The 5,103-nt window shown below is 61.0% G+C and carries 8 protein-coding genes; 4 read left to right on the top strand and 4 right to left on the bottom strand.

The features are described 5' to 3' along the window. Positions 1-530, bottom strand: a 530-nt coding sequence (locus QM600_RS28890) for an MFS transporter (RefSeq protein ID WP_283265168.1), incomplete at its 3' end; no start/stop codon positions are given. A 69-nt stretch (positions 531-599) separates the two neighbouring features. Here QM600_RS28890 and QM600_RS28885 point away from each other — a divergent pair. From QM600_RS28885 to QM600_RS28875, 3 genes are all read left to right on the top strand, one after another. After that, positions 600-1,175, top strand: coding sequence for a TetR/AcrR family transcriptional regulator (locus QM600_RS28885; protein ID WP_283265167.1), 576 nt, complete (start codon positions 600-602; stop codon positions 1,173-1,175). Positions 1,176-1,286: 111 nt separating this feature from the next. Then, a complete protein-coding gene (locus QM600_RS28880) occupies positions 1,287-1,451 on the top strand; it encodes a hypothetical protein (RefSeq protein WP_283265166.1) in 165 nt (54 codons plus the stop codon). Positions 1,452-1,454: 3 nt separating this feature from the next. After that, on the top strand, positions 1,455-1,736 hold the full coding sequence (locus tag QM600_RS28875) for a hypothetical protein (protein ID WP_283265165.1): 282 nt from the start codon (positions 1,455-1,457) through the stop codon (positions 1,734-1,736). A 69-nt stretch (positions 1,737-1,805) separates the two neighbouring features. On the opposite strand, the gene QM600_RS28870 is transcribed toward QM600_RS28875, so the two are convergent. Genes QM600_RS28870 through QM600_RS28860 form a run of 3 tightly spaced genes read right to left on the bottom strand, consistent with a single transcriptional unit; the run spans position 1,806 to position 4,539 of the window. After that, the gene (locus tag QM600_RS28870) at positions 1,806-2,339 is read right to left on the bottom strand and encodes a carboxymuconolactone decarboxylase family protein (protein WP_283265164.1); all 534 of its coding nucleotides are present in this window, start codon (positions 2,337-2,339) and stop codon (positions 1,806-1,808) included. 36 nt (positions 2,340-2,375) lie between these two features. Beyond that, entirely contained in the window at positions 2,376-3,539 is a 1,164-nt protein-coding gene (locus tag QM600_RS28865) for an MFS transporter (RefSeq protein WP_283265163.1), read from the bottom strand. Between the two features lie 10 nt (positions 3,540-3,549). After that, complete coding sequence (locus QM600_RS28860; RefSeq protein ID WP_283265162.1) at positions 3,550-4,539, bottom strand: LLM class flavin-dependent oxidoreductase; 990 nt, start codon at positions 4,537-4,539, stop codon at positions 3,550-3,552. Between the two features lie 178 nt (positions 4,540-4,717). Here QM600_RS28860 and QM600_RS28855 point away from each other — a divergent pair, with 178 nt between their 5' ends. Beyond that, positions 4,718-5,071: an MFS transporter gene (locus tag QM600_RS28855; RefSeq protein ID WP_283265161.1), complete on the top strand. Its 354-nt coding sequence runs from the start codon at positions 4,718-4,720 to the stop codon at positions 5,069-5,071. Positions 5,072-5,103: the final 32 nt, after the last annotated feature.

Genomic DNA, 5,103 nt, shown 5'->3' with positions numbered 1-5,103 from the left:
ACGCCACCGAGCAGCAGGCCGATGGCAGCGCCACCGCCGGAGATTGCGCCGTAGACGGCAAAAGCCTTGGCGCGCTCCTTCTCGCCGATGAAGGTGGTGGTGAGCATCGAGAGTGCGGCGGGCGCGAGGAGGGCAGCGAAGATGCCCTGGCCGGCGCGGGCGATGAAAAGTTCCATGCCGGTCTGAGCGAAACCGCCGATGCCGGAGGCGATGGCGAAGCCCGCCATGCCGACGATGAAGGAACGTTTGCGTCCCCAGTAATCGGCGATACGGCCACCGAGCAGGAGGAGCGCGCCGAATGCCAGGGCATACGAGGTGACAACCCAGGCGCGATCAAGGTCGCTGATGCCGAGTTCTTCCTGCGCGGCAGGAAGGGCGATGGAGACAATGGTGCCGTCGAGAACCACCATGAGTTGCGCAAACGCGACGATGCAGAGCACCAGCCAACGGCGTTGATGGTTCGGGTTCTCGGAGGTGACCGGGGACGGCGGCGGGGTGCCGCTTCCCACGTCAGAGGTGGTGGTGGTCATAAGGATAAAAGTTAATCCAGCGTCCGACATGAGTCAAACGAAATAGTTCGTTCGGTTACGATAATCACTATGGCTCCCACTGATGTGACCGCGACGAAGCAACGAATCCTCGATGCTGCGCAAGAAGAGTTCGGCACTTACGGACTTGCCGGCGCGCGCATCGACCGCATTGCCAAGAACGGCAAGGCGAGCAAGGAGCGCCTCTACGCGTACTTCGGGGACAAGGTCGCGCTCTTTCATGCAGTACTCGACGCAGATTTCGCCCAAGCGATGGAAGAGGTCGAATTCCAGGGCGAGGACATGCCGTCCCATGCGGTTGAATTGTTCGACGCCATGGTCCGCAAACCGCAAATCCAGCGAATGATGATCTGGGGGCAGCTGCAAGGCGAGGCGCCGCGGATGCGCAAACAGGCTGAGGAGCATTCCAGTTGGGTTCCACGAATGGCCGCGATTCGTAAGGCGCAGGACGATGGCGTCATTGCGCCGCACTGGGATCCACAGGATCTGATCACCGTGGTGTTCGGTCTTGTGTTCGCTTGGGTGGTGGCGCCGGGCCTCGCCGACAATCAATCGGTCGACGCAGTGGAAATCGCGCGTCGACGGGACGTAGTGCGCGAGTCCACGATTCGTATCTGTAAGCCGTAGTGTCTGAATTTTCGAATGCTGTTGTATGTCAATCGGTCTCGGGTGAAAGTCCTCAAAACCTGTCCGGAATGTCACTAGGGATCGAAATCTTGTTTCGATGAGAATTAGCGCATGGACAATCGGGAAGCTTGCCAGCTGGACGGCGAGGAACTCAAAATAGTGGTCCTCGACCTGGTCAATGCCCGCCATGACATGCAATCGCGCATGGGGCACCTCGTTGTCGAAATGTTCACCCGTGACGCTCTCCCCGACACCGGCTTCCGCGCTATCGTGTAGTGGTTGCATCCGTCCGCCAACCTCGAGATCGGCGACTGCAGTCAACTGGTCTCGCTCGCGCGGTTGTTCATGCTTGAATCCGTAGTCGCACAGTTCTTTCACGACGGTGATATCGACGCCCTCAAGGCTTGTCAGGTGGTGCAGCGGCGAGCCCTGGCCGTCAGAGATGGTGGATGCGCCTTCTTTTTGTGCGGCCACCATCATCGACTGCTCCACCACACCGAGTGGAGTGTCGATTTCGGGGATGATCGGAAAACCCGGTTCTATCCGCCGACAGCAGCTTGAACAGCCGAATAGTCAACGTGTGCACCGGGGTGGAACCATGCCCCGGTGCGCACGGGTATTTACATCGGACTACGTAAAGTCTCTCTGAACGCGCAAGGTTCCAATGGTAGTCGCCAGTCCGTCGTATTGGGTTACCAGCAAAGTGAATTCGATGAGCCGCCGGTCGTCGAAATGCTGGGACAACGTAGTCCAGGTCTTGTCGCTGATGTCCTTGGAGGCGACCAACTCGTCAACCGCCGTCAAGATTGCACGGTGACGAGAACTCAAATCGGAAGCGTTGGGGCCCTCAAAGATTCGGGCAAGCTCCGGGGCGTCGATTCCTGCTTTGCGGCCGAGCCTGATGTGATGATCCATCTCGTACTGGCATTCACGTAGGTGGGCGACGCGCAGGATGATCAGTTCGGTGTCGTGGCGTGAGATCTTGCCGCCGGGCATCAGCGATCCGGAATAATGCAGCCAGCCACGGAACAGACCGCCCGCGCGGCCGAGTGTGCTGAACAGGTGGGCGTCGGGTGCGCCTGCCGCTGTGGAGAGGACCCGCCAGATTCCCCAGTTGATCGGGCCCAGGTCTCTGAATCTGCCAGGCTGAATACGGGGATTCATGGTGCAACTCCTTGATGTCGACGGGCAGCTACGACGCTAACACCGGGCAGCGGCTTCGGTGGGAGACTCCACCGAGAGTGCGCGAAATCGGACCGTGGCGACTGCTGCTGCCACTGCCGCGAGAATCAGCATTGGCAGCGACGGACCCATCGTGGGTTCCAGGACAACGAGCAGCACGGGCAGCCCGAAGCCGAGGTAGGTTCCGACGTAGAAGACGCCCGTCAATGCTCCACGCGCGTCGGGAGGCGCCAGAGTTTCGAGGTCGAGGAGTCCGGAACGTAGGCACAGTCCGTAGGCGGTTCCGAGAGTTACTGCGCAGAAGATGAACAGGAGCAGCGACGGGTGTGCGCCGCCGGCTGCCACGAGGCAATACCCGATCGCGGCGAGTGCGGCGCCGACGGTTCCGGCTTGTCGGCCCCAATTGCGATGACGCGCAATAGTTTGAACGATAATGCCTGCTCCCAGTGTGAGTGCTGCGGCAAATCCGGGAAGTAGGGGACCGGAATAGCGGTCGCCGAGCCGGGCAGACATCGTCACAAATGACACGGTTGCGCTGGCAAAAACCCAGGGCGCCAACGGTAATGCCCAGATCAATGCTGATCGCGCCGAGCGTTCACCATCGGTAGGTAGTGGAAGGACTGCGGCGGAAGTAGTGGTGCGGTTCCACGTCGCTGCGGCGGCAACCGAGCAGACCGACAGGACTGCCGATACGACAAACGGCGTCGCCAATGGAAATGAAAAGAACTGTGCCATCAGGCCGGAGAACAAGGGACCCAACGCAAATCCGGAGGTGAGAACCACTCCGGCCATGACGGTTCCGGCTTTACCTCGCAGATCGGCAGCCCACGCGGTACCGGCACCGATCGCCAATCCGGCGCCGATGCCGACGACCAATCTCCCGAACATCAGCCCGGAAGCGTTGTGCCACAGCAGAAGAATGACGGTACCCAGAGATGCAACCAGAGCTCCGGGCAATACGACGGCAGCTCGGCCGACACGGTCGGAGAGTGCTCCACCGGTCAACAAGCCGGGGAGCAGGCCAAGCGCGTAGATGCCGAACACGCCGTCGAGTACCGCATGTGAGAGCCCCTCGTGTGCCCGCAGTACGGGAATGAGGGAGGCAAAGTGGTTGGCGGCCCAACCCGTCGCGAGAAGTACGGCCAGTACCGAGATGAACCCGCGACGGGATGGATCGCCCATGCCCGAGAGCTTAGGCGGGCACCAGATTACTGACGTCGGCGAGTAGTTCGAAGGTGCGCAGCCAGGCTTCGCGGTTGGTGCCGGTGGATACGGTGATCAGCTCGTCGGCCTGGGCGTGCTCGGTGAATTCGTCGAGGTAGGCCCGAACTTCGGACGGCGTTCCGACGGCGCTGTACCGGGCCATCTGCAGAACCTGCTGGCCGGCGGGGGAGTCGAGCAGCATGTCTGCTTCGTCGTCTGTGAACGTGCGTCCGCGCCCGAGTAGCAGGCTGACGCGGGTGCGCCTCGACGCGAGGAAATCCTGCTGCGCCTGCTCGGTGGTATCGGCGATGATGACGTTGACGCCGGCGATCACGTACGGTTCGGCCAACTGCTCGGACGGCTTGAACTCGCGGCGGTAGATGGATACCGCGTCGCGAAGCGCATTGGGCGCGAAGTGCGAAGCGAAGGCGTAGGGGAGTCCCAGCATCGCGGCCAGCTTGGCGCCGAACAGCGACGAACCCAGGATGTAGAGGGGGACGTGCGTGCCTTTACCGGGGACAGCGTTGATGCCCGGGATCCGCGACGTGTCGCCCAGATAGCCCTGAAGCTCGAGGACATCCTGCGGGAAGCTGTCGGATGAGCTTGGGTCACGGCGCAAAGCCTGCATCGTCTTCTGGTCGCTGCCAGGAGCGCGGCCAAGACCGAGATCGATGCGTCCGGGATTCAGTGTCTCGAGTGTGCCGAACTGTTCGGCGATGGTCAACGGCGCGTGGTTGGGGAGCATGATGCCGCCCGCGCCGAGACGGATCTTGGACGTGTGAGCAGCAACGTGGCTGATCAGGACACTTGTGGCCGACGACGCGATGGACGTCATGTTGTGGTGCTCGGCGTACCAAATGCGCTTGTAACCCCAATCTTCGGCTCGCTGAGCCAACGTGACGCTGGCGTCGAAGCTGTCTTTGGCGGTCTCGTTCGCGCTGATGTGCGCGAGATCGAGGATGGAAAGTGGGACCGACATTGAGGTGGTGCCTTTCTGAAGCGGGCAAAAGCTTTGTTGTGAAGTGCAACCACAGGCGGTGCATTCCTATTTCCTCCAGGCACTACGCTGGGCTGTCCGCTCAGTATGAGCGCTTCTTTTTCGATTACCGAGACATGGCAGGTTCAGCCGTCTAAAGTACGCCGCGTCACATCGTGGGGTGGGATATGCGCTCGAATACTTGCCGCCCAGCTGTCTGATTCCGATTGCCTACAACTTCGTCACACCTGCGCTCGGTGAGATCTCAGCTCACTTCGCAACCTCGAATGTCGGTTGGGTCATCACGATCGGGACGTTGGTGCTCACCGCTGCGATACCGGTGGTCGGCAAGCTGGGTGACATCTACGGCAAGAAGAAGATGATGGTGATCTCGGCGGGAGTGTTCGCCGTAGGCTCCCTCATCGCTGCCATTGCTCCGACCTTCGAAATCTTCTTGCTGGGTCGTGGTCTGCAAGGCGCCGGTAGGGCAATCCTGGTACTCGGCTACGGCTTGATCCGAGACCGCCGAGCCTGATTCTTGTTGGGGTGGGCTTCGTCGCGACGGGC

Origin of the sequence: Rhodococcus sp. IEGM 1379, from assembly GCF_030056815.1 — a bacterium.
Taxonomy (GTDB): Bacteria; Actinomycetota; Actinomycetes; order Mycobacteriales; family Mycobacteriaceae; genus Rhodococcus_F.
The sequence above is the reverse complement of the archived record's forward strand: the minus strand, read 5'-3'. Positions and strand labels throughout refer to the sequence as shown.